Genomic DNA, 24,463 nt, shown 5'->3' on the forward strand with positions numbered 1-24,463 from the left:
TAAGAGTTATTCGAGTCGGGTGAAGTTCCTGTGAAGTCGCCTTATTTATTGATTTCTCTGGAAATAATTGTTTCTACATCAGCCTGGCTGAAAGGCCAGTCCAGTTCACGCTGATCAGGGAATCGTACCACCGGAATGCGAATGCCATAACGGGCGACTAAATCGTCATCGTCACCGATTTCGCGCAACACGATGTCTAACGGCTGTTGATCGGCAATATCCAGCAGTAGTTCGTGTGCCTGCTCACAAAGATGGCAGCCTTCAGTGGTAAACAAAATGATCTGCATTATTTTTCCAGTAAACGCGGCATTAACTCGACAAAATTGCAGGGTTTGTGTCGTTTATCCAGTTGTTCGTGGAGGATTTCATCCCATCCGGTGCGACAGGCACCGGAGGAACCGGGCAAACAGAAAATAAAGGTGGCATTCGCCACTCCGGCAGTGGCCCGTGATTGCACGGTCGAGGTTTTGATGACCTGATAAGAAAGGTAACGAAACAATTCACCGAAGCCTTCAATCTCTTTATCAAATAACACTTTGACTGCTTCCGGTGTACCGTCACGACCGGTCAGACCAGTACCGCCGGTGGTGACGATGACGTTGATCTCAGGATGAGCGATCCATTGCGACACAATGGCACGGATCTGATAAACATCGTCCGGTACAATCTGTCTGTCGACGATATGATGCCCATCTGCTCTGGCACGGTCCTCAAGCACTTTACCAGAGGTATCGTTGTCAAACGTACGGCTATCGGATACTGTCAAAATAGCGATGTTAACGGGAATGAATTCCGCATTCATTTGCATGAGTCTCATTTTCTACAGGTCAAACCCAGTATAGTCACCATCATGACAAGGGTCTAGAATGCTGACAAAACATGGAGGATTCAAAATGAAAAAATTTGTATTGGCGACCTTGATTGCAGCCGCACTCACCGGGTGTGCTGCCGATGATCCCAACAAAAGAACGAAAACAGGCGCTGCTGTCGGTGCCGCTGCAGGTGCTTTACTGGGATATGCCGTCGATGACGGTACCGGTGGCGTCGTAGCCGGAGCGGCTGTTGGTGCCCTTGCCGGTGCGGGTGTCGGTCGCTACATGGACAATCAACAAAGAGAATTCGAGCAGGCGCTGGCAGACGAGCAGGCCAGAAATGAATTGCAAATCCAGCAGCTTGAAAATGAAACATTGAAAATCGACATCGCCAGTGAAGTCTCATTTGATTTCGACAGTGCTTCGCTCAAATCAGCCTTCACCCCGACATTGAATAAGGTAGCTGATGTACTGCAGCGTTATCCGAAAACAGTGATTCATGTGGTTGGTCATACTGACAGTGTCGGCTCCGAAAGCTACAATCAGCGTCTTTCCGAGCGTCGTGCTCAGTCAGTCGCCGATTATCTGGCTTCTCATGGTGTCGAGCGTAGTCGCCTGTATGCCACAGGCCGCGGTGAACTGGAACCACGGGCCACCAATGAAACCGAAGCCGGCCGTCAGCTCAACCGCCGTGTTGAACTGTTTGTTAAACCGATTGTAGAAGGGCAGGAATCTGAAGCCTACCAAGCGCCGTAAACCAGCTAAAACGGCATCACATAAAGCAATTGACCCGGATATCATTTATGGCCTGCACGCCGTGCAGGCCGCGCTGGATGTGCCGGTCAGCAGAATCAAGGAAATATGGCTTGCCGCCGAGCGTCATGATCAGCGGGTCGATGCCATACTCAATGCAGCCGGAGAGCAGGGCGTTGTGGTGCATAAAGCTGAGCGGGAAACCCTCGATAAGATTGCACCGGAAGTTCAGCATCAGGGCTGTGCTGCTCGCTGCAAACCGCTGGAAAGTCTCGATGAAAAAGGCTTGCTCGAGCTGGTTGAGAACCTGTCTGAGCCAGCTTTTTTGTTGATCTTGGATGGCGTGCAGGACCCGCACAACCTCGGGGCCTGCCTGCGTACCGCTGAAGCGGCCGGCGTTCATGCTGTCGTTGCGCCCAAAGACCGGGCTTCAGGACTGACGGCCACGGCTGTGAAAATCTCGAGTGGTGCTGCAGAACGGGTGCCGTTTGCGCAGATCACCAATCTTTCCCGGCTGATGAAAGATCTGCAGGAACTTGGTGTCTGGCTGGTCGGCACTTCTGGTGGTGCCGAACACAGTGTGTTTGAGGTCGATCTGAAAGGGCCGGTGGCGATTGTCCTCGGTGCAGAAGGCAAGGGAATCCGCCGCCTTACCCGCGAAAACTGCGATGAAGTGATTTATATCCCGATGCGGGGTGAGGCTGAGAGCCTGAATGTTTCTGTCGCGGCCGGTGTCTGCCTGTTCGAAGCTTATCGTCAACGCCACTTGTGAGTGGCAGAAAAAATCAAGTAAAATAATAAATTGCCTTTGATATTGTCATGAGGCAAAAACTCCTTGCTTTGTGGTTCGACCATAAAGCTGTTTAAACCGTGAGGAGCTCTAATGAGACATTACGAAATCGTGTTTCTGGTCCACCCTGATCAGAGCGAGCAAGTCCCCGGCATGATCGAGCGTTATACACAAACGCTGACAAGCCAGGGCGGTACCATCCACCGTCAGGAAGATTGGGGTCGTCGCCAGCTGGCTTATCCCATCAATAAAGTGCACAAAGCTCACTACGTTCTGATGAATGTCGAGTGCGACGTTGAACAACTCAACGAAGTCACCACGGCATTCCGTTTCAACGATGCTGTTATCCGTCATCTGGTTGTCAACATGGACGAAGCGGTTACTGAACCGTCACCCATGATGCAAAAAGAAGAAGATAAAAAATCAGCTTAAGGCTGCGTTGACTATTTAGGAGAATCACAATGGCTCGTTTTTTTAGACGTAGAAAATTTTGTCGCTTTACCGCTGAAGGTATTAAGCAAATCGACTATAAAGATGTAAATTTGCTCAAAAATTACATCACTGAAACAGGAAAAATCGTACCCAGCCGTATCACAGGTACCAAAGCGCGTTACCAACGCCAGCTGTCTACTTGTGTGAAGCGTGCGCGTTTCCTGGCATTGTTGCCTTACTGCGACATGCACAAGTAATTCAGTTGATTCAAACACCTGATTAACGTTAGTTCATTATCATGCTGCGAGGAATTGCAGATTTTGCTATGCAGGGCAGATGGCAAGCGGGCGTCGCTGCGGCGCTGCTGTCTGCAGCAGCAATGATGCTGCCACCGCTGAATTATCTTGCGAGTGGCGTCATTGCGCTGACAACCCTGCGAATGGGGCCCGGTGAAGGGGCTAAAGTCGTGACCGCCACGCTGGTGGTGTTCACGCTGTTGGCCTGGTTCATGTTGGGACAACCCTGGGTGGCCGGTTTAATCCTGCTGACCAGTTGGCTGCCGGTCTTTCTGGCAACACTGGCACTGGGGTTTACCCGTTCTCTGGCGACAGCAGTGCTGGCGTCAAGCGGGCTGGGGATACTGACCATCCTGTTGCTGCATTTGCTGGTGCCGGATCTGACAGGCTGGTGGCGGGAGATGATCGAACCCTTCATGGCTTCGCTTAGTGAACAACCCGGCTGGCAACTGGGTCAAGCTGAAACAGCCGAAATGACAGACAACCTGGCGACAATGATGACCGGGCTGATTGCGGCCGGTGTCACTTTTAATGCTGTTATCGGTTTGATTATCGGTCGCGCCTGGCAGTCACAGTTGTTTAATCCGGGCGCTTTCGGCGATGAGTTCAGAGAGCTGCAACTGGGGCGACCGGCTGCCATTCTGACCGCGCTGCTGATGGGGCTGACATTGACACCTCTCAGCGATTCGCTGAGATTGCTGGCAGATTGCTTGCCGGTGATGCTGGTGGCTTTCGGGATGCAGGGCCTCGCTATCGTGCATGCGATAGTGAAGTACAGACAGAAAAGCAAAGCCTGGCTGGTGACAATGTATGTACTGTTGGTGTTGATGCTGCCGCAAATGGTAATGATGCTGGCAACCTTAGGTGTTTTAGATCAGTGGTTTAATTTCCGCAAACGCTCTAAAGTCGAGTAATGCGGAGTTTTGAATAAGCAGTCTTTGACTGCGAATGAGGGTAGAACGATGCAAGTAATTTTGCTAGAAAAAGTTCAAAAGCTTGGTAGCCTGGGTGATGAAGTCACCGTTAAATCCGGCTATGGCCGCAATTTCCTGGTACCAACCGGTAAAGCACTGCCTGCCACCAAGCTTAACAGAGAAAAATTTGAAGCACGCCGTGCTGAACTGGAAGCTGCTGCGGCGAAAGTTCTGGCGGAAGCAGAAAACCGTAAATCGAAACTGGATGCTGCCGGTGAGCTGAACATCATGGCTAACGCTGGTGTGGAAGGTAAACTGTTCGGTTCCATTACTGCTGCAGACATCGCTGATGCGCTGAATGCTGCCGGTGCTGAAGTCGATCGCAATGAAGTGCGCCTGCCGACCGGTCCGCTGCGTCACACAGGTGAATACAACATTGATATTCAGCTGCACGCCGACGTGGTTGTGACAGTCAAAGTGACCGTCACTTCAGAAGCTGAACTGCAGGCACGCGCTGAAGCAGAAGAAGCGAGAAAAGCACGTGATGCGGCTCGTGATGAAGCAGAAGCCATTGCTAAAGCTCAAGAAGACGCTTAATGCTGACAGCTGTGGCTTCAGTCAGCTCCAGAAAAGGCCTGGACTGATTCCAACAGCTTAGTTTGATGCTGAAAGTATCAGGACCGGGTTTGCCCGGTCCTGTTTTCTGCTAAACTTCCAACTCAGTTCTGAGTTGTATTTTGTCTCTTTCTTAATCGGGTTTAGGTGGCACTGTGGAAGAAATCAGTTATCCAGAATCGTTCAAGGATACCGCCACAGAGGCCCTGAAAGTCCCGCCGCATTCCGTTGAAGCCGAGCAATCTGTACTGGGCGGCCTGATGCTTGACAACGGTGCCTGGGAACATGTGGCAGACGTCCTCGTCGAGCAGGATTTCTATCGTCACGATCACCAGTTGATTTTCCGTGCGATTGCCCAGTTGATGGAGCAGTCACAGCCGGTTGATGTCATTACCCTCGCGGAATGGCATGACAAGCGCGGTGAGCTGGATCAGGTCGGTGAACTCGCTTATCTGGGCATGCTGGCCCGCAATACCCCCAGTGCTGCCAATATCAGCGCCTACGCTGAAATAGTTCGCGAACGGGCGATTCTGCGCCAACTGATTAAGGTCGGTAACAGCATTTCCAATATGGCCTTCAAACCGGAGGGCATGACCAAGGAAGAAATGCTCGATATCGCCGAGCGTTACGTCTTCGAGATTGCCGAAAAAGGAGCCAAGCGAGGTGGCGGCTTCGTTCAGGTTAAGGACGTACTCAGCAAGGTGGTTGATCGTATCGATTCCCTGTTTGAGCAGGACAGCTCGATTACTGGTCTGCCAACTGGATTTATTGATTTCGATGAACAGACTTCAGGTCTGCAGCCTGCCGATCTGATCATCGTTGCCGGCCGTCCGTCGATGGGTAAAACCACCTTTGCCATGAATATTGCCGAGAACGGTGCGATTCACAGCAAAAAGCCGGTGGCCGTCTTCAGTATGGAGATGCCCGCTGATGCCCTGGCGATGCGGATGCTGTCATCCCTCGGCCGTATTGATCAGCACCGTCTGCGTACAGGCAAACTCAATGATGATGATTGGCCACGGCTGACTTCGGCGATTGCTTTGCTTAATGAAGCCCCCTTGTTTATCGATGATACGCCGGCCCTGTCACCGACCGAGCTGCGTGCCCGTGCACGTCGCCTTAAGCGCGAACATGGTCTGAGTCTGATCGTAATCGATTATCTGCAGCTGATGCAGGGCAATGCCGGTAAAGCGAATGAAAACCGGGCTACCGAAATCTCAGAGATTTCGCGTTCCCTTAAAGCGCTGGCCAAAGAACTGGAAGTACCTTTAATCGCCCTGTCGCAGCTTAACCGTAGCCTGGAACAACGTCCCAACAAACGTCCCGTAATGTCGGATCTGCGTGAGTCTGGTGCGATTGAGCAGGACGCTGACCTTATCGTGTTTATTTACCGCGACGAAGTCTATAATGAAGACTCCGCCGACAAGGGTAAGGCCGAGATTATTATCGGTAAGCAGCGTAACGGTCCCATTGGCTCTGTCGCGCTGACGTTCCAGGGTAAATATACCCGTTTCGAGAATTTCGCCCCCAGCTATTACGATGATCAAATGGGTTACGACGGAGAATAATCTTGGCGTTTCCCGTCGCTTCCATCAATCTGGCTGCTTTACGACATAACCTTGCTCGTGTTCGTGCTTTGGCACCGAACAGTCAGGTGATGAGCGTGATTAAGGCGGATGCTTACGGGCATGGCGTCATCGCGGTAGCTGAAGCACTGGCGGACAGTGATGCCTTTGCCGTTGCCAGACTCAGTGAAGGTATTCACCTGCGCCAGCAGGGTATTGAAAAGCCGATTGTATTGCTTGAGGGCGTCAATACGGAAGCTGACTTTACCGCTGCGGCAAACTACCAACTTTCCCCGGTAATTCATCTGCACAGTCAGATTCAATTACTGCAGACCATAACGTTACCAAAACCACTTCAGTTTAACTGGCTGATGATCGACAGCGGCATGCATCGACTCGGGATCACACCTGAACAGGCCCCGGCTGCATTGACCATGCTAAAAGCCTGCGACAATCTCAGTGGTGAAATCGGGCTGATGAGTCATTTTGCCAATTCCGATCTGGTGGGGGATAAACGCAATCAGCAGCAACTGGCACCGATGCGGGCTTTACGGCAAGAAACCGGATTGGCGGTTTGTCTGGCCAACTCTGCCGCTGTGATAGCTTATCCGGAATCTCATCTGGACTGGGTTCGACCCGGCCTGATGCTTTATGGTGTTTCACCGTTTGACGATAAAACCGGTCCGCAATTGGAGCTTGAACCTGTGATGCAGCTCAAAACCCGGCTGATTGCTGTTTATGATATCGATGCCGGTGAAGAGGTCGGTTACGGCGGCGACTGGACCGCTGAAGTGCCCACTCGCATCGGAGTTGCCAGTATCGGCTATGGTGATGGCTACACTCGCCATCTGTCGAATAAAGCCGAGGTATTACTGCGCGGGCAGAAAGCGCCTGTGGTGGGACGTGTGTCGATGGATACCATTTGTCTTAACCTCAATGATTTTGAGCAGGCTGTCGTTGGCGATGAGGTCATTCTCTGGGGTAAAGCGGAACTGCCCGTCGAACAACTGGCTGAACTGGCCGGCACTATTCCCTACGAGCTGGTCACGGTTATTTGTCCTCGGGTACAGAGGGAACTGTCAGATGGCTAAAGTAAAACGAATCTATGTCTGCAAGGAATGTGGCGCACAGACACCGCAATGGGCAGGGCGCTGCAATGATTGCGGTGCTTGGAACAGCCTCACTGAAGAAATTCAGCCGGGCGCGTCCTCGGCTACCCAGGCTTCAATTCAGCGTCATACCGGCTATGCCGGCGAACAGAAAAAACAGGTACAGGCACTGTCCGAGGTTAAATCCGAGCAGGCGGTTCGATGGACCACCGGCTTACCTGAATTGGACCGTGTCCTGGGTGGTGGCCTGGTCACCGGTTCGGTCGTGTTGATAGGCGGTGATCCGGGTATCGGTAAATCGACACTGCTGTTGCAGGCGATGGCCACCATGGCTGACAGCAGCGGTATTAAACCGCTTTATATCAGTGGTGAAGAGTCTCTGCAGCAAATACGGCTGCGTGCTGAAAGACTGCAACTGGAACAGGCACCACTGGAGTTGCTGGCTGAAACGCATGCCGAGCAGATGGTTGCCACTGCCGAGCAACGTAAACCTCAGGTCATGGTCATTGACTCGATTCAGACCGTTTTTACTGAGCAACTGCAGTCGGCACCGGGCACAGTTGCCCAGGTACGTGAGAGCGCAGCGCAACTGGTTCGCTATGCCAAATCCAGTGGCACCACGATGATCCTGGTCGGCCATGTCACCAAGCAGGGGGCACTGGCGGGGCCGCGGGTACTGGAACATATGGTGGACACCGTCTTGTATTTTGAAGGCGATACCTCAACCCGTTTCCGTATTCTGCGGGCGGTGAAAAACCGCTTTGGCGCCGTCAATGAACTGGGTGTGTTCGGGATGACGGAACTGGGTCTGAAAGAAGTCAGCAACCCGTCAGCGATTTTTCTGACACGGGGCGAGGAAGCGGTGCCGGGCAGTGTGGTGACCGTCATTCGCGAGGGCAGCCGGCCGATGCTGGTTGAAGTTCAGGCTTTGGTTGACAGTAGTCCGCTGGGTAATCCGCGACGCGTGACGGTAGGGCTGGAACAGAACCGGCTGGCGATGCTGCTGGCGATCCTTCACCGGCATGGCGGCATTACCTGTCACGACCAGGATGTGTTCATCAATGTGGTCGGTGGCGTCAAATTGAGTGAAACCGGTGCCGATTTGGCGGTACTGGCAGCGATTATTTCCAGCTTGAGAAACCGCGCCTTACCCCGAGACTGGGTCCTGTTCGGCGAAGTCGGGCTGACCGGTGAAATCCGTCCTGTGCAGGCCGGTGAAGAGCGAATTCGAGATGCCGGTAAGCATGGTTTTTCACACGCAATTGTGCCCGCCGCCAATGCACCGCGTAAAGCGAGTAAAGAGATTAAGGTGACGCCAGTCAGACACCTGTCAGAGGTGATCAATGCCTTAAGAGACGCAACCGGTTAGTGCTTTTCTATCAGGGCTGAAAGCTCACGATGTAACAGGCCTTCGTCGCCGAGATTGAGTTCCATCAACCTTTTCAGATGGGTAATGCTGTCCAGATCGATTTCATGTGATTCAAAACCGATCGTGCCTTCGTCAATATGCGCGACAGTCGCATGCATCTCAATAACCACTTGACCCTGCTCCAGCAGCAAATCCACCACACAGGCCTGACCCAGCCGCGACTGCCATTGGCCCGGCTTGACGATTAGCAGCCCTTTCAATGACACATCCAGCACCGTGCAATTAAGAAACTCATCGCCGTCATCAGTGTTGATATGGGCGACGGCATCAAATGGAATGCGGCTGAAACGACGTCTTTCCTGTGTTGCGTGATCGGTCATTTGTCCACTCCCCGTTAGCTTCATTTGATACTATCACTGTTTTCGACACAGGAGTAAGTGATGCTGTGGGTTAAAGCCTTCCATCTGATATTTATCGTGACCTGGTTCTCGGCCATGTTTTATCTGCCCCGGCTGTTTGTTTATCATGCTCTCTGTGAGGATGAGGCAGGAAATGCACGCTTTAAAATCATGGAGCGTAAACTCTACCGCGGCATCATGACTCCCAGTGCGGTGTTGACCCTGATATTCGGTCTCTGGCTGTTGAGTTTTTATTCGCTGGAGCAGATTGCCTCGATGGGCTGGCTGCATGCCAAACTGACGCTGGTGATTCTGTTATTTGCCTATCATGGAATCTGCGGCCGCATGCTCAGACAATTCGCTGCTGACAATAATCAGCGCAGTCACCGCTTCTACCGCTGGTTTAATGAATTCCCGGTTTTACTGTTAATCGCGGTGATAATTCTGGCTGTGGTTAAACCCTTCTGACAGCAATAAAAAAGGCTCCCTCGGGAGCCTTTTTCGTGATCAGCATTAGGCTTAATCGGTGTACTCAAAGATTTTAACCACGCGTTGAACACCGGCGGTATTTGTCACCAGGTTGACCGCCTGCTGGGCTTCAGCGCGGCTGACCAGCCCGAGCAGATAAACGATACCGCGCTCAGTCACGACCTTGATATGAAAGGGATCAATATGCTCATCGGTCGCCATTTTGGCTTTGATTTTGGAAGTAATCCAGGTATCGGTGCTGCGTGAGGGCAGGGCACTGGGCGCCGCTATCGCCAGTTCATTATGAATCCGTCTGACTTTAGGAATCTGTTTGACCTCGGCAGTCGCTTTCTGCTTCAGTGATTCACTTGGCGTCTCACCGGTCAGCAATACCACGCCATTGAAACTGGTGACGTTGATATGACTCTGGTCGTAGATTTCCTTGTTGTCAAACAGCGCATAGGCCGCTTTGAACTCAATACCCTGATCATCGATTACCGTTCCTGTTGTGCGCCGGTCATAGGCGACGGCGGCCCCGGTGGCAGCGCCACCGACAACGGCAGGCGCACAGCCCTGAATCAACAGGACAGGGACAGCCAGCCAGGCAAGATTTTTTAACTTAATCATACTGAGCAATCCTCAATTAGAAGTTGTTTATTGTTGCTGTTTTGGTCTTTATTGACCAGCTTATTTCAGCCCTGTTCAAAGGCGTTCTGAATCCACTGCATCTGGTAACCACTGTCTGCAAGGCTGACGCCGACAACATCAAAACGGCAACTGTCGTGCTGAATGCGATGCCGTTGCAGATATTGCTCGGCCGTATGGAGCAGCCTGATCTGTTTAGCTCGGGTTACCGTTTCCGCGGCACTGCCATAGGCAGAACTGCGACGAAAGCGAACCTCGATAAAAACCAGCACAGTACCATGCTGCATAATCAGATCAATCTCACCGCCGCGACTGTGATAATTGCGGGTCAGCAGCTTCAAGCCCTGTTTTTGCAGATAGCGGCAAACTGCCGTTTCCACTTCTGTGCCTTTATCCCTGGCAAATAGCATATCACTGCAGACGCTGGAGGTTACCTTGTTTGAACTGGCCCCAAGGCATTTCGCGCTCGACTTGCCCGGTTTCGTTAATCGACAGATCGCCGGTTGCCCCCGGGTATACCTGCTCCGGTTCGCGGCTCAGAGCATTAAGCTCCGGAATCAGCCGGTAGGCATCGACCCCCATTGCGTAGAGTCTGAGCAGACCGCCGGGCTTGCCTTGGGTTTGACTGAGCACCGCCTGAAAGGCCTGATCGTCGTTTGTATCACCATTAAACATCCACGGAATATCGGTAATAATAAGTTCGTTCAAATCGATATCCTGCTGTGGGTCAGCCTGCCCGCTGTAGGCATGTGAGGTGGCAATCAATGGCAGATCGCCGCTGCGATGGAATTTAAGCTGGGGCACCAGTTGCCGGGCTTTAAGTGGTTTCGCGACCAAGAACAGGAAATCAATATCCTGCCGGCGCCGTGGCTCAAATTCCAGCGAGCGTCCCAATACGCTTTTCAAGGCGCGGTAGCGTTGTTCACTGACATCCAGTCCCATCAGCGGAATCAGCGTGTCACGGAAATCATTCTCTGATTCGTTATAACTGGCCACCGAGATAATATTGCCTCCCTGTTCGCGCCATGCCTGGCTGAAGGCACCGGCGACGCGGTCACCCCAGTCACCCTGTGGGGCCAGAATGACGGCATGTTGATAACCTTTGCGGCGGGCAAAATCGGCAACTGCCATGGCATCATCTTCTGGTGCCAGACCGAATTGATATAGATTGGGCCGCTCCAGACCGGGCTCAATACGGTTCAATGCCAACACCGGGACCGGTAGCTCCGGCAGCTTAGCCAGGGCCTCTACGGAAGGTTTCTGTAATGGGCCAATAACCACTCCGGCGCCGCGCGAGATGGCCTCCTGATAGAGCTGGTCGACATTACTGCGACCCGAGTAGGGATCTGTTTCTACATCCAGGAAATGCAGTCTGCTGCTGGCCCCGCTGGCATAGTGGGCAGCGATGATGCCTTGTTTAATGGCTCGACCGGCCTCAACGAACGGCCCCTCAGCAGGCAGCATGATCGCAATATCGCCGATCTGCTGAGGCAGACGGGTGCCGACAGCCTTGACGCTGTCTTTGTACAGGCTGGGATCCGCCGGGTGGTTGGGATAACTGCGACGCCAGTCTTCCAGGGCGACTTCCAGGGTTTCCGGATTATCCTGATAGGCTTTGATTGCATAGGCGAGAGCAAACCAGCCGCTGTCATCGGCTGGTGGATAGCCCGGATTATTGAGGTCGAGCGCCTGAGGGGTCATTTGCATCAATGCCTGCCACAGCGTTTCGCGGTTTTGCGCTAAGCTCGCTTCATCGCTCAGTAATTTTTCCAACTGCAGATGGGTATTGGCTTTTTCCAGCCAGTTGCTGGTGAGGGTGTAGGCATCAGAGCGCAGGTTCAGTAGTTTGACTCTACTTTCAGCGTCGAGGCTGCTTGCATCGATATCAGCCAAAGCCGCCAAAGCCGCTTCACCCTGACTGTTGAATAGCGCAATTTCTGCCCCGATCACTGCGGCACTGAATCGCTTATCATCACTCAGCTGAGATTTATCAACCTGCTGCAGCGCCGTGTTGGCCTGTTCAACCTGACCGGTTTGCCAGAACAATTCGGCTGCACGCAGGAAATAAAGGGCCTGACGTACACCATCATATTCGGTCGCCAGTTGCAGGTATTCTTCCGCAGCCTGTTGATATTGCCCTTCAGTTTCAGCCGGTACCGTTTCTATCTCTGTGGGCTGGGTTCTGCTTAGAGGGCCCTGAACGGGCTGACAGGCAGTCAGGAACAGGAGAATAATGGCCGGTAACAGCAACAAGCGGGTGAAGGACATATCTGGTGTCTGTGTTGTTAACATGGGAAGCATCATCTTACCTGTTCGCGTATATTACGACCACAATTACACAGTGAATTAAGGAAAAATTGTGACTGCTTCACAAGCCGGACAATTGTTCGTGGTGGCTACACCGATAGGCAATCTGAATGACTTCTCTGCCCGCGCCATTGAGACACTGAAGTCAGTGGATCTGATCGCCGCGGAAGATACTCGTCACAGTAAACCCCTGTTACAACACTTTGCCATCACTACGCCGCTGCTGTCACTGCATGAGCATAATGAACAGCAGCGCAGTGAACTGTTACTGCAGCGACTTCAGGCCGGTGAATCTATAGCGCTTATCAGTGATGCCGGAACACCGCTTATCAGTGATCCGGGTTACCGACTGGTGTCCCTGGTTAAGTCGAATGCCATTCAGGTTCTGCCGGTGCCTGGCAGCTGTGCTTTGATTACGGCACTGTCCGCATCGGGCATTGCTTCTGATCGCTTCAGCTTTGAGGGTTTCCTGCCGCCCAAGTCGGGCGCTCGTCGCCAGCAACTGTCGCAGTTGAAAAATGAGCAACGCACATTGATCTTTTACGAAAGCCCACGCCGGCTGTTGGATACCCTGAATGAATGCATCACGGTATTCGGTGCCGATCGTCGCGCCTGCCTGGCTCGGGAACTGACCAAGATTCATGAGACGATTGAAACCCGTTCACTGGCAGACTTGCGTGACTGGGTGGCTGCCGATGCCAATCAGCAACGCGGTGAGTGTGTGCTGCTGATAGAGGGTGCCTCCACCGTTATAACAGCAGATGAACAGGAGATGGAAAGGGTGCTGGCCCTGTTATTACCGGAACTGCCGGTTAAAAAGGCGGCGGCCATAGCCGCTGGCATTACCGGTGGCAGCAAGAACGAGGCCTATCAACTGGCGTTGAAATTACAGCAGAAATAACAGCGCTGAGGTAAAATAGTCAACTTGAGACGACCAGACAATCGCGCCAGCCAATGGCAGGTGAGGAAAGTCCGGGCTCCACAGGGTAAGGTGCCAGGTAACACCTGGGAGGCGTGAGCCTACGGCCAGTGCAACAGAGAGTATACCGCCGGTTTGTTCGCAAGCCGGTAAGGGTGAAAGGGTGCGGTAAGAGCGCACCGCGCTTCTGGTAACAGAAGCGGCAGGGTAAACCCCACCTGGAGCAAGACCAAATAGGGGAACATAATGTGCGACCCGCACTGTTCCCGGGTAGGTTGCTTGAGGCAGATGGTGACATCTGTCCCAGATGAATGATTGTCCGCGACAGAACCCGGCTTATGGTCGTCTCAACCTTTTTTATACCACAGCGAATCGCTTAGTTCTGCGTGCTGAAAACCTGAACATTATTTTTGCCGAGCTTCTTGGCCTCGTACATGGCGATATCAGCATGTTTCAATAAGGTCTGATCGTCATTGCCGTGCTCTGGATAAATAGCGAGTCCGATACTGGCGGAAACCTGCAACTGAGCGCCGCCAACCTCAAACACCTGCGCCAGCGCATCCAGTAACTTTTCCGCGACATGCAGTGCATTATCCCTGCCGGCAATCTCCGGAAGTAATACGATAAACTCATCTCCCCCCACACGTGACAGAGTGTCAGATGTTCTTAACAGTAACCTGACTCTGTCAGAGACTGCTTTGAGCAATAAGTCGCCAACACCATGGCCGTAGGTATCATTAATCGTTTTGAAACCGTCAAGATCGATAAATAAAACCCCCACTTATTTCTGGTTACGTTGGGCATGCCTCAACGCAAGGCTCAATCGGTCTTCAAATAAATAACGGTTGGGCAGATCTGTCAGGGCATCGTGATAGGCGAGGTGCCTGATTTTTTCCTCCATTTCAACACGGTCAGTTATATCGTAAAACCAGGAGAGAATTGAAGGGGGATCCAGGTAATTGATCGGGAGGAAAGAGCCGATGCACCACTTCACCTCCGAGCTACGCGGCGATGTCAGCTTCAACAGCAGATTGGATACTCTCTGGTTGTTCATAACTCTTGATTTGACTGACTTTATCTGACTTTCTTCTATGGAAAAACCGGTTTCATTATCGGTGTTGAAGGGGTTAAAGCCATGGCTGAACAGTTCCAGATAACGTTTGTTGATGTAAAGGACTTCCTCTGTATCGAGGCTAAAAATGCTGACAGAGACCGGGCTGAAATCCAGCACTTCCCTGAACTGTTTTGCTTGCTGTTTTGCTTGAATTCGCAGGTTCAGATTTTCATGCAGATGCTTACCCTGTAACCGTGCTGCGTTGAGCATGAACCCAATAAATAACAGCAGCATGAGTCCCATCGCCACCGGCAATTGACTGCCGGAAATAAAGTAATGGATGGTATTCGGCATGAGCGTGGCTAAAATAAAGCCGATGATAGCCAGTTTATCCGTAGCCAGTGAAGAGGTTGCTCCTACTGTCAGCCCGCCCAGAGTGAATGTGATAAACAGCTGGTGAGTAAAATCGACTTGTTGTGCAAAAACGAAACCAGCCCAGCCCCAAACCAGTCCAGATAGCAATGTGCCGAATCTGAAAACCCGAAGATGGAACTGAATCCACTCCTGGTTATGAGTCCCGCTGTGGGAGTGATGAAACCGGGTGAAAACAAGGAGCCGGGTAATGTTAATAAAGAGGACCACAACGAGCCAGGCTAACAGGCTTTCATAGGCGAGTTGACCATGAAGGACCGCACTCATGATGACGGCCAGACAGGTGCTGATAAGGAGTGATACCGGCGTTGAGCCGGTCAGGAGTTTATATTTTTCGAGATTTCTAATGAACTCCTGATTATACGAGTGTTGTAGGTTGTCGACGTCCATACTCCAATGCCGCGTATACGGTCGTGTTTTATCCAGAGAGAGTAACAGTCACATCATAGAACGACAGGTTTGCGGGAAGTATGGAGAAACTCAGGCAAGCGGAATAAAGAATTCTCAAGTGCCTTTTCAGTTCCTGCAACATAAAGTTGCAGGAACTGAATGGGTTTACGGATGCTCACTCAAGCGGTTATTCAAATGACAATGGTGCTCCAGATGATAACGGTGAGCACGTTGAATACGACCAGCATACACAGGCCTGCTGAAATAATTGATGTTGAGACGACATAGCCTTTGCCTTCATCGATATTCATATAAATAGGAATACCCAGATACAGCAGGTACAGGCTGTAGCAGACGGCCAGCAGCAAGACCAGCATGGCCAGCCAGACGATGGGTACGAAACCAATCAGACCAGCCATATACATCGGTGTCGCAGTATAGGTAGTGAACAACAGACAACGCCCGAAGCTGGCCTCTTCACCGAAGGCTCTCTCCATGGCAAAGGTGAAATAGGCCATCATTGATGTGAAAACGATGATAAGGACATAAAATGCGACAGCCATCGGCAACGCGTCCGACAGTGCTATCTTGTTGAACTCATTACCGGCCAGGCTCCAGCCTACCTGATTAATACCTATCAAAAATGATACAGCCGGGACGGCGGCCAGAATGACCATTCGCAGGATGCCGAATTGTGTGATATCGAGATTTTCGTCACTAATCGATTTCCACTCGACGCGTGGAACCGAGAAAAGCCCCCAGAAGTGCTTACGGTGATGATGGTACATAGCAGACCTCCCTTGTGGTCGTTAACGGAGCATTAACATCAAGGACCGCTTCAATTTCACTTTATGCCTTTTTCAGTGGTTCTTCAAGCTGTTAGCCGAACACCATACTGTCGATCATTAACAACAGGAAAAGCCACATCAGGTATTGAATCGAATACTTGAATAAACGCCAGGCAGCGAGCGGATCCCGCTGATCAAACAGTTGTTTCACTAAGCGGAACTGGTACCCGTTCAAGACCAGAACACCAGCAAGGTAAAGCCACTTGCTCATGCCGGTGACAAACGGCAGCAAGGTGCAGGCAAATAACAACAGACTGTAGAGCAGGATCTGAATTCGAGTGAAGGCGTCGCCGTGAGTGACAGGCAGCATTGGTACATTGGCCCCGGCATATTCGTCCTTTTTATGCAGCGCCAGTGCCCAGAAATGCGGTGGTGTCCAGGCAAAGATAATCAGCACCAGCAAAAGGGCATCAGGGTGTATCTGACCTGTGACGGCAGTCCATCCAAGCAATGGTGGCATAGCCCCGGCCAGGCCGCCGATAGTAATGTTTTGTGGTGTTGCCCGCTTCAGGAACAGGGTATAAATCACCGCATAGCCAATCAAAGCAAACAGGGTCAGCCACATAGTGACCGGATTGACCAGGAACCAGAGCATGAGGAGTCCGGACACGGCCAGTATCAATGCAAATCCCAGGGCCTGCTGTGGTGAAAGATGACCGGTGACTACCGGGCGTTGACGAGTGCGGGCCATGGTGGCATCCAGCTTGTGATCAATCAGGTTATTGATCGCCGCGCCACTGGCTGCACACAGCGCGATGCCGATAACGGCTACCGTCAGCGTACCCGGATCCGGCCACCCGGGTGCCAGTAATGCACCGACCAAAGCAGTCAGAAGCATCAGCAGCACAACTTTGGGTTTGCAAAGGGCCAGATAATCTTTCCAGTTGGCACGATGCAGGGCAGGTGTTGTGACGATAGAATTTTGCATGGCATCACCCCGTGGATTGTGGAACAGAAGTCCGATTAAACATGGCCGCGTCAGCATCCGGTTTCAGTCTTGTATGCAGGTCAAACAAGCACAGCAGCAATAAGGCGGCACCGGTGTTGTGTGCGAGAGCCAGCGATAAAGGTAACAACAGCAGCGCATTGGCGATGCCCAGTGCCAGTTGCAGCGATGTCAGTGATAGCAGCAACAATAACTGCATTCTGAGAGCGGCATAGCGCCACAGTGCGATAACCAGTGCGGCAATGCTGAGCGTCAGTAGCATTGCAAACAGTCGGTGGACGACTTGAATACTTTGTCGGGCTTCAGCAGACAGCAGGCCACCTTCGTGATTTTTATCGATGAACTCAGTGACGTTAAATGCCTCGCTCAGGGGCGCGGCGGGCAACCATTGCCCCTGACAGGTGGGGAAATCGGTGCAAGCCAGTCCTGCATATTGACTGCTGGTCCAGCCGCCCAGACTGATTTGAAAAAATGTCAGCACGATGACCGCCAGCACTGAAGTTTTTACAGGCGATGGGACGCGGGTAGAAGGCTCACTATAAAACTGTTTACGCAGGCGCCATAACAGTGCCAGCAGCAACATACCGCCCAGCAGGTGAATCGTGACGATCTGAGGCTGCAGTTTCATTGTGACGGTCCACATGCCGAACAAGGCTTGGGCAGTGACCAATGCCAGTAATCCGCGACTGAGCCAGCGTGTTTGGCCACTGATTTGAGGGCTTTTCTCCAACAGGATCATTAATGACAGAATTACCAGGCCCAGCAGTCCGGCACCATAGCGGTGAATCATTTCCATCCAGGCTTTGCCACTATCGAGTCCTGTGAAAAGGTGCTTTTCATGCTCTGCCGGTGGCATAAGCTGGCCATAGCAGCCTGGCCAGTCGGGACAACCCAGCCCGGCATCCATCAGCCGGGTCAGGGCGCCCAGTGTCACCACGATGAAGGCAAGAGCAAAAGCAACATTGGTCAGAGACTTCATAGGCCTATCCGATATGTGACGCTTTGAGTAACCAGTCGATGTCGGCCAGGATTTTTTTACCACTCAAATCCGGTGCAAACCGCATTACCAGATTACCGGCCGGATCAATCAACCAGAAACTATGGTCCTGCCAGACAAGCTGGTGTTGATTAAACCAGTCAATCAATGCCGGTGTTGTAGCCTTTCTGATTTGTTTGAAGTCGATATTGTCTGGCTGACGGTTAACAGGGGCATCAGACAACCACAGCGGCTGGAGCCGTTTCAGATCCGAACCCATCGCCGTATGTAATTGCTGCAAGCGATATAACTGCTCGGCACAGCCTTTATCACAGCTGTTGCTCAGCATGACCAGGCCCCATTTGCCATTCAGCTCGCTGGAAAGTTGCTGTGGTACTTTCATGCCCGCCGGCATTAATTCGCCGTTATTCTTAGTCTCCAGTGGCAGTCTATCGCCCATCAGCGCCAGTCCCCAGGCAAACAGTAGCGGCAATAACGCGATTAACCAGATCATTCTGAACAACCATGGATTGCGAGTCATGTTTCCCTCCGGCGACAGGCGATAAAAGTCATCAGCCCACACGCAAAACCAATCAATAACCATTGCACGGCATAACCCACGTGCATCGGGTATTTGTTTTCAGGCGCAGCTTTAACCGTGGCCAGTCCCGCCGGCGCCGGGTCGGCATAAATCACAAACGGTAACAGTTCGATATCTAAATGCTGATTCAGTAACGGAATCTCGATTTGCTGTAATACGGCCGGCCAGGCGGGATCGTCTCTCGCTTCTGCCAGCATCAAACCAGGCTCCGGTGTTTTTATCCGGCCACTGATGTTTTCGATACCGGCAAAATCAGAGAGCGTCGGTTTAGCTTCAGCTTTGGGCGTCCAGCCCAGATTGACCAACACCGGTTTTGACTCACTGGTCATCAGGCCAAGTACATGCCATCCAACCTGTCCCTGAGTCATCTGGTTATCCAGCAGGAACAGTCTCTCTAAATGGCCGTTAATGCTCACACGCTGAAATTCAGCGGGCTTATCAGCGAGCGTTACTGGCGGCTTTTCCTGCTGTTGCAGATAGCTTTGATAGTGTGCTTCAGCAGCTTGTGCACGCTGCCATTGCCAGTGAGAAAGAAACAGACACAAACTGATGGCGAAAGCGGCAAACAGCAGGTAAGCCGGACGGAAGGAGAACGCGCCATGGGTCTTAACCTGAACCAGTCGTTGTGCTGTCACAAAATCTCCCCTTTGCTTTACTTCCTATAGCAAGTACACAGTAGTGAACAGAAAAATCCAGACCACATCGACAAAGTGCCAGTACCAGGAGCCGGCTTCAAAGGCAAAATGACTGTCTGGTGTGAAGTGTCCCTGGAACACCCGCAGTAGCAGCACCAACAGAATGATGCTGCCGATGGTGACGTGGGCACCATGGAAGCCGGTTAACATAAAGAAAGTTGCGCCGTAAATGCCGGAATGCAGGGTCAGGTCCAATTCTGTATAGGCATGGATATATTCATATATCTGCAGACCGAGGAAGGTCAGACCCAGCACTATCGTCAGGCCCAGCCAGCTTTTGAGCTTGCTTCGGTCTTCTCTTTTCAGCGCTTTGTGTGCTGCCAGCAGCGTGAAACTCGAGCCCACCAGTAAAATGGTATTAATGAGCGGAATATGCCATGGGTTAATGACTTCCCGGATAGGGGGAAACTGTTCTGGATTGGGTGCTTGCATTAATGGCCATGAAGCCTGAAACTGCGGCCAGAGCATGCTAGCCAGCCCTTTGTCACCCTCACCATCCAGCCAGGGTACAGCGAATACCCGGATGTAAAACAGGACGCCGAAGAAGGCAAAAAAGAACATGACTTCGGAAAAAATAAACCAGGACATGCCGTAACGGAAGGAGCGATCCATCTGTGGTGAATACAGTCCCTGGCGGGACTCAGCAATGACCGCAGCAAACCAGCCTATCATCATCCCGGCGAGGATCAGGGCGCCCGAATTCAGCATAATCTGGGCCAGCAAACTGCCGCTTTCCTGTTGCAGGGAATAGATTAGTGCGGCGGCACCGCCCAGGGTGAGGAATAGGCCCACAGCACCGATGATCGGCCAGTGACTCTGTGGTGGAACGTAGTAGGCGGAATGATGTGCCATAAAGAGTTCCTCCCTAAATTGCGGCGTTAGTCTCCGCCGCTGGCATCACGCTCACTGATATCGAACAAGGTATAAGATAAGGTCAGCTTGCTGATATCCTCAGGTAGCGCAGGATCAATGAAAAACACCAGTGGAAATTGTTTGGCTTCCCCGGCCGCTAAAGGCTGCTTCTGGAAGCAGAAACATTCAATTTTGTTGAGATAATCGGCAGCCTGAGGGGGAGAAACACTGGGTATGGCCTGTGCTACCACCGCTTTGTCATAGGTATTGCTGACTGAAAAATGGGTCTGTTTGCGCTCGCCCACAGACAGTTTGATTTCTTCTTCTTCAGGCGCAAAGTCCCAGGACAAATTCTCATTGCGGTTGGCAATAAACTGCACGGTTATCGTCCGCTCTGATGGTGCAGCCTGTGCGTTGACCTCTCCCTGATATGCCCCCTTGGTTTTCCCGTTAAGACCGGTCACCTCGCAGAAAACATCGTAAAGCGGCACCAGTGCAAAACCGAAGCCGAACATCACCACTACGATAAGGATCAGGCCGGTCGGGCTGGTGGGTTTGAGCCAGGATTTCATTCTTTATTCAGCTCCGGTGGGGTGGTAAAGGTATGGTAAGGTGCCGGTGTCGGTACGCTCCACTCCAGTCCCCGTGCCCCTTCCCACGGGAGTTGATCTGCCGCTTTTCCGCTGCGGACTGTCTTAATCAGAATATAGACAAACAACAGCTGGGTGGTGCCGAACAGGAAAGCACCGATACTGGTCAGCATATTGAAGTCAGCAAACTGCAGCGCATAGTCGGGAATACGTCTTGGCATGCCCGCCAGGCCGACAAAATGCATGGGGAAAAAAGTCAGGTTCACGCCAATAAACGACAGCCAGAAATGCCACTGTCCCAGTTTTTCGTCGTACATCTTGCCGCTCCATTTGGGCAGCCAGTAATAAACGGCAGCGATGATGCCGAATACCGAGCCGGGCACCAGTACATAATGAAAGTGGGCGACGACGAAATAGGTGTCGTGATATTGAAAATCCGCCGGTGCGATGGCCAGCATCAGTCCTGACAATCCGCCGATGGTAAACAGGACGATAAAGGCAATCGCGAACAGCATTGGCGTTTCAAAGGTCATTGCGCCGCGGAACATGGTGCTGATCCAGTTAAACACTTTCACGCCGGTCGGCACGGCGATCAGCATGGTCGTGTACATGAAAAACAGTTCACCCGTCAGCGGCATGCCTACCGTGAACATATGATGAGCCCAGACGATAAATGACAGGAAAGCGATGGCGACAGTCGCTAAAACCATGGCGCGATAACCAAATAATGGCTTGCGGGCGAAGGTCGGGATGATTTCAGAAATCACACCAAATGCCGGCAACACCATGATGTATACCTCAGGATGGGCAAAGAACCAGAATACGTGCTGAAACAGGACCGGATCACCGCCGCCGGCGGCACTGAAAAAGCTGGTACCGAAATGCACATCCATCAGCACCATGGTCACGACCGCTGCCAGTACCGGCATTACAGCAATTAGCAGAAAGGCGGTGATTAGCCAGCTCCAGACGAACAGGGGCAGATCCATCATTTTCATGCCCGGCGCGCGCATATTGAAGATGGTGACAATGACGTTAATGGCCCCGAGGATCGATGAAATCCCCATCATGTGAATGGCAAATACGAAAAAGGTTACACTGGGCGGGGCATAGGTTGTTGATAGTGGTGCATAGAAGGTCCAGCCGAAGTCAGGGGCACCGCCGGGCATGAACAGGGTGGACAGCAGCATGGCAAAAGCGAAGGGCAGAATCCAGAAACTGAAGTTGTTCAGCCTCGGTAGCGCCATATCAGGCGCACCAATCATCAGCGGCACCTGCCAGTTTGCCAGGCCGACAAAGGCCGGCATTACTGCGCCGAATATCATAATAAGACCGTGCATCGTGGTCATCTGATTGAAAAATTCCGGCATCACCAGCTGCAGGCCCGGCTGGAATAATTCGGCCCGGATCACAAAGGCCATGGTGCCGCCGATGAACAGCATGATCAGGCTGAATACCAGATAAAGTGTCCCGATATCCTTATGATTGGTGGTCAGTATCCAGCGGCTTATACCCTTGGCTGGTCCGTGATGCAGCGTCTCTGCGTATGCGCTCATAATGACCTCACTGTTTATCCATCAGGTCCTGTACTTCGGCAGGCGTGACCATATCGTCGGTCTTGTTACCCCAACTGTTACGTTCAAAAGTGATCACTGCGGCGATATCGACGGCGGAAAGCTGTTTGCCGAATGCCGGCATCCCTTTATCGACCCGACCGTTAACCACGACTTTCATATGCTCAAGTTTCTCACCCTGAACGATGGCGCTGCCATCCAGTGGTGGAAAGGTGGGCGGCATGCCCGAGCCGTCGGCCTGATGGCAGGCTGCACAGTTTTTTTCGTAAACCGTGGCACCGGTATTCATCAGCTCATCCATACTCCAGTCTTTCTCTGCCGCCGCGACGGCCGCTTTCTGAGCGGCTTTCTGCTCAGAGAGCCAGGCGCCGTATTCTTCTTCTGTGACGGCCTTCACTTCAATGGGCATAAAAGCATGGTGTTTACCACACAGCTCGGCGCACTGACCTCGATACAGTCCCGGCTCTTTGATTCGGGTCCATGATTCATTAATAAATCCGGGGATGGCATCTTTTTTGATGGCGAGATCCGGTACCCACCAGGCATGAATCACATCATTGGAAGTGAACAGAAAACGGATTTTTTTATGAACCGGGACGACGACGGGATTATCGACTTCCAGCAGATAGTTGGGATTTTTCTTTTTACGGTTTTCGATTTCTTCACGAGGTGTGGCGAGCACACTGAAAAAGTCGACGTCTTCGCCAATGTATTTGTAATGCCATTTCCATTGATGACCGGTGACCTGGATATCAATGTCAGATTCACTGGCATCATAGAGATCGCCTAATGTGATCGTGGATGGAATCGCGATCGCTACGAGGATCAGGAAAGGAATGGTGGTCCAGATCACCTCGACCAGGATATTGCCATGGAACTGAGCGGCCTCATGGCCTTTGGATTTACGATGATGATATATCGACCACAGCATGACACCGAACACCACCACAGCAATGGCGAGGCAGATATAGAAAATGGTCATGTGGAGGTTGAATACGGACTGACTGGTGTCGGTCACACCAACGGGCATGTTGAATTCCAGCGCCCAGAGCGGGGCTGGTGGCAAAAAAAGAGCGAGACAAAAAAGATGCAGTCGTCGGCACATAGCACTCTCCTTGCATCGAGGTGAAGCCATCATTGGCGTTCACGCTGCAAAAATGATTTGCTCTTAGGAAGTCAGTATATGCCTTTTTACGTAATTTACCAGCCCGTTTCTGGAAAATAACGAAAATGATAGCTCAGCATCCGGCAGCAGTGGGGGATAGCGCTACTCAGACGCTGATTGAAAAACAGATTTTCAATCAGCAGGCAGGTATAATCGCCGGTTGATTTTTCTGACTTACCGATAGCATTTCATGTATATCACCAGTATGCGTCCTGCAATCAACGACTTTCGAGGCCGTTGAGCTTTTACAACATGACACACACTTCTAGAATTTACTTTAAGTTCCATAGCCACTTTTTTGATAAAGAACATGTCCTTGACAAGACCTTCACAAGGTTTTCTCCCACTTTTACCAAATGCCGCTAAGTCCTTGTCATAAAAAGAGGATTTTGTTGATCCAGATGCTTGACTTCGACCATTTGCAATCCTATAGTGTCGACAAGTGGGGAAAAGTGGATCTTAGTGGATCAATTCTTTTTGGGGGCGGCAAGTGTTTCGAGGCGTGGCAACATTCAATCTGGATGCCAAAGGGCGGATGGCGATACCAGCCAAGTTCCGCAAGCATCTTGACGTCTGTTGCGAAGGCCGCCTGGTTGTCACCATTGATCATTCTGACCACTGTCTGCAGATGTATCCCCTGCCGGAATGGGAACAAGTCGAACAAAAACTCACTGCGCTCCCTAGTTTGAATCCACAAGTCCGTCGTTTGAAAAGAATGCTGCTCGGTTATGCCACTGAATGCGAAATGGATGGTAACGGTCGTATTTTGCTGCCAGCCAAGCTGCGTGAATTCGCCGGACTCGACAAGAGCATGGTGATGATAGGGCAAGGTAACAAGTTTGAGCTTTGGAATGAGCAAACTTGGAATGAACTCATGGATGAATGTTTGGAAGAAGATTTTGACGAGATTTTACCGGCTGAATTAGAAAGCCTGTCGATATAGGGCGG

Annotated in this window: 28 protein-coding genes, 1 other RNA gene and 1 pseudogene; 13 read left to right on the forward strand and 17 right to left on the reverse strand. The window is 51.8% G+C overall.

The annotated features are described in order from the left end of the window. Window positions 1–41 precede the first annotated feature (41 nt). The gene (locus tag FH755_RS10350) at window positions 42–287 is read right to left on the reverse strand and encodes a glutaredoxin family protein (RefSeq protein ID WP_292441045.1); all 246 of its coding nucleotides are present in this window, start codon (window positions 285–287) and stop codon (window positions 42–44) included. Continuing rightward, complete coding sequence (gene moaB, locus FH755_RS10355) at window positions 287–802, reverse strand: molybdenum cofactor biosynthesis protein B (protein WP_292441046.1); 516 nt, start codon at window positions 800–802, stop codon at window positions 287–289. Before moaB ends, FH755_RS10350 begins: the two co-directional genes overlap by 1 nt. 91 nt (window positions 803–893) lie before the next feature. Here moaB and FH755_RS10360 point away from each other — a divergent pair, with 91 nt between their 5' ends. The 9 genes and pseudogenes from FH755_RS10360 (at window position 894) to radA (ending at window position 8,655) form a co-directional block, all read left to right on the forward strand. Continuing rightward, window positions 894–1,568 (forward strand): OmpA family protein, encoded by a 675-nt coding sequence (locus FH755_RS10360; protein WP_292441047.1) that lies wholly within the window; start codon window positions 894–896, stop codon window positions 1,566–1,568. Window positions 1,569–1,596: 28 nt separating this feature from the next. Continuing rightward, window positions 1,597–2,337: a 23S rRNA (guanosine(2251)-2'-O)-methyltransferase RlmB gene (rlmB, locus tag FH755_RS10365; protein ID WP_292441126.1), complete on the forward strand. Its 741-nt coding sequence runs from the start codon at window positions 1,597–1,599 to the stop codon at window positions 2,335–2,337. Window positions 2,338–2,448: 111 nt separating this feature from the next. After that, window positions 2,449–2,787 (forward strand): 30S ribosomal protein S6, encoded by a 339-nt coding sequence (rpsF, locus tag FH755_RS10370; protein WP_292441048.1) that lies wholly within the window; start codon window positions 2,449–2,451, stop codon window positions 2,785–2,787. A 29-nt stretch (window positions 2,788–2,816) separates the two neighbouring features. Further along, a complete protein-coding gene (rpsR, locus tag FH755_RS10375; RefSeq protein ID WP_007146026.1) occupies window positions 2,817–3,044 on the forward strand; it encodes a 30S ribosomal protein S18 in 228 nt (75 codons plus the stop codon). 68 nt (window positions 3,045–3,112) lie between these two features. Continuing rightward, a complete protein-coding gene (locus FH755_RS10380) occupies window positions 3,113–3,997 on the forward strand; it encodes a DUF2232 domain-containing protein (protein ID WP_292441049.1) in 885 nt (294 codons plus the stop codon). Between the two features lie 48 nt (window positions 3,998–4,045). Then, a pseudogene (gene rplI, locus FH755_RS10385) lies at window positions 4,046–4,489 on the forward strand (50S ribosomal protein L9); the annotation flags it as partial. Window positions 4,490–4,767: 278 nt separating this feature from the next. Beyond that, window positions 4,768–6,180 (forward strand): replicative DNA helicase, encoded by a 1,413-nt coding sequence (dnaB, locus tag FH755_RS10390; RefSeq protein WP_292441050.1) that lies wholly within the window; start codon window positions 4,768–4,770, stop codon window positions 6,178–6,180. Between the two features lie 2 nt (window positions 6,181–6,182). Next, window positions 6,183–7,268 (forward strand): alanine racemase, encoded by a 1,086-nt coding sequence (gene alr / locus FH755_RS10395; RefSeq protein ID WP_292441051.1) that lies wholly within the window; start codon window positions 6,183–6,185, stop codon window positions 7,266–7,268. Beyond that, a complete protein-coding gene (gene radA, locus FH755_RS10400; protein WP_292441052.1) occupies window positions 7,261–8,655 on the forward strand; it encodes a DNA repair protein RadA in 1,395 nt (464 codons plus the stop codon). The genes alr and radA overlap by 8 nt, the downstream gene beginning before the upstream one ends. Here radA and FH755_RS10405 read toward each other — a convergent pair. Next, the gene (locus FH755_RS10405) at window positions 8,652–9,035 is read right to left on the reverse strand and encodes a PilZ domain-containing protein (protein WP_292441053.1); all 384 of its coding nucleotides are present in this window, start codon (window positions 9,033–9,035) and stop codon (window positions 8,652–8,654) included. The two genes, radA and FH755_RS10405, sit on opposite strands and share 4 nt — an antisense overlap. A gap of 60 nt (window positions 9,036–9,095) precedes the next feature. On the opposite strand from FH755_RS10405, the gene hemJ reads away from it, so the two are divergent. Continuing rightward, window positions 9,096–9,521, forward strand: a complete 426-nt coding sequence (gene hemJ / locus FH755_RS10410) for a protoporphyrinogen oxidase HemJ (RefSeq protein WP_292441054.1) — start codon at window positions 9,096–9,098, stop codon at window positions 9,519–9,521. Window positions 9,522–9,572: 51 nt separating this feature from the next. Here hemJ and FH755_RS10415 read toward each other — a convergent pair whose 3' ends face one another. From FH755_RS10415 to FH755_RS10425, 3 genes are all read right to left on the reverse strand, one after another. After that, a complete protein-coding gene (locus FH755_RS10415) occupies window positions 9,573–10,148 on the reverse strand; it encodes a BON domain-containing protein (RefSeq protein WP_292441055.1) in 576 nt (191 codons plus the stop codon). A 65-nt stretch (window positions 10,149–10,213) separates the two neighbouring features. Then, complete coding sequence (locus FH755_RS10420; protein WP_292441056.1) at window positions 10,214–10,576, reverse strand: YraN family protein; 363 nt, start codon at window positions 10,574–10,576, stop codon at window positions 10,214–10,216. A 1-nt stretch (window position 10,577) separates the two neighbouring features. After that, window positions 10,578–12,458 carry a penicillin-binding protein activator gene (locus FH755_RS10425; RefSeq protein ID WP_292441057.1) on the reverse strand — a complete coding sequence of 627 codons (1,881 nt, stop codon included), beginning with the start codon at window positions 12,456–12,458 and terminating at the stop codon, window positions 10,578–10,580. A gap of 67 nt (window positions 12,459–12,525) precedes the next feature. Here FH755_RS10425 and rsmI point away from each other — a divergent pair, with 67 nt between their 5' ends. Next, on the forward strand, window positions 12,526–13,374 hold the full coding sequence (rsmI, locus tag FH755_RS10430) for a 16S rRNA (cytidine(1402)-2'-O)-methyltransferase (protein WP_292441058.1): 849 nt from the start codon (window positions 12,526–12,528) through the stop codon (window positions 13,372–13,374). A 25-nt stretch (window positions 13,375–13,399) separates the two neighbouring features. Beyond that, an RNA gene (rnpB, locus tag FH755_RS10435) (RNase P RNA component class A) lies at window positions 13,400–13,746 on the forward strand. Window positions 13,747–13,768: 22 nt separating this feature from the next. On the opposite strand, the gene FH755_RS10440 is transcribed toward rnpB, so the two are convergent. The 11 genes from FH755_RS10440 to coxB form a co-directional block, all read right to left on the reverse strand. Next, window positions 13,769–14,173, reverse strand: coding sequence for a GGDEF domain-containing protein (locus FH755_RS10440; RefSeq protein WP_292441059.1), 405 nt, complete (start codon window positions 14,171–14,173; stop codon window positions 13,769–13,771). Next, window positions 14,174–15,145, reverse strand: coding sequence for a GGDEF domain-containing protein (locus FH755_RS10445; protein WP_292441060.1), 972 nt, complete (start codon window positions 15,143–15,145; stop codon window positions 14,174–14,176). Window positions 15,146–15,459: 314 nt separating this feature from the next. After that, window positions 15,460–16,056: a Yip1 family protein gene (locus FH755_RS10450; RefSeq protein ID WP_292441061.1), complete on the reverse strand. Its 597-nt coding sequence runs from the start codon at window positions 16,054–16,056 to the stop codon at window positions 15,460–15,462. 91 nt (window positions 16,057–16,147) lie between these two features. Continuing rightward, window positions 16,148–17,044, reverse strand: a complete 897-nt coding sequence (cyoE, locus tag FH755_RS10455; RefSeq protein ID WP_292441062.1) for a heme o synthase — start codon at window positions 17,042–17,044, stop codon at window positions 16,148–16,150. Between the two features lie 4 nt (window positions 17,045–17,048). After that, entirely contained in the window at window positions 17,049–18,041 is a 993-nt protein-coding gene (locus tag FH755_RS10460) for a heme A synthase (RefSeq protein WP_292441063.1), read from the reverse strand. A gap of 4 nt (window positions 18,042–18,045) precedes the next feature. Further along, window positions 18,046–18,579, reverse strand: a complete 534-nt coding sequence (locus FH755_RS10465; RefSeq protein ID WP_292441064.1) for a hypothetical protein — start codon at window positions 18,577–18,579, stop codon at window positions 18,046–18,048. After that, window positions 18,576–19,274 (reverse strand): SURF1 family protein, encoded by a 699-nt coding sequence (locus FH755_RS10470; protein ID WP_292441065.1) that lies wholly within the window; start codon window positions 19,272–19,274, stop codon window positions 18,576–18,578. Before FH755_RS10470 ends, FH755_RS10465 begins: the two co-directional genes overlap by 4 nt. Before the next feature lie 24 nt (window positions 19,275–19,298). Next, window positions 19,299–20,186, reverse strand: a complete 888-nt coding sequence (locus FH755_RS10475; RefSeq protein ID WP_292441066.1) for a cytochrome c oxidase subunit 3 — start codon at window positions 20,184–20,186, stop codon at window positions 19,299–19,301. A 26-nt stretch (window positions 20,187–20,212) separates the two neighbouring features. Continuing rightward, the gene (locus FH755_RS10480; RefSeq protein WP_292441067.1) at window positions 20,213–20,758 is read right to left on the reverse strand and encodes a cytochrome c oxidase assembly protein; all 546 of its coding nucleotides are present in this window, start codon (window positions 20,756–20,758) and stop codon (window positions 20,213–20,215) included. Continuing rightward, window positions 20,755–22,332, reverse strand: coding sequence for a cytochrome c oxidase subunit I (ctaD, locus tag FH755_RS10485; protein WP_292441068.1), 1,578 nt, complete (start codon window positions 22,330–22,332; stop codon window positions 20,755–20,757). Before ctaD ends, FH755_RS10480 begins: the two co-directional genes overlap by 4 nt. 7 nt (window positions 22,333–22,339) lie before the next feature. After that, entirely contained in the window at window positions 22,340–23,455 is a 1,116-nt protein-coding gene (gene coxB, locus FH755_RS10490) for a cytochrome c oxidase subunit II (RefSeq protein ID WP_292441069.1), read from the reverse strand. A gap of 562 nt (window positions 23,456–24,017) precedes the next feature. On the opposite strand from coxB, the gene mraZ reads away from it, so the two are divergent. Then, window positions 24,018–24,458, forward strand: a complete 441-nt coding sequence (mraZ, locus tag FH755_RS10495; protein WP_292441070.1) for a division/cell wall cluster transcriptional repressor MraZ — start codon at window positions 24,018–24,020, stop codon at window positions 24,456–24,458. Window positions 24,459–24,463 lie beyond the last annotated feature (5 nt).

This window comes from Methylophaga sp., from assembly GCF_009711715.1.
Lineage (GTDB): Bacteria > Pseudomonadota > Gammaproteobacteria > Nitrosococcales > Methylophagaceae > Methylophaga.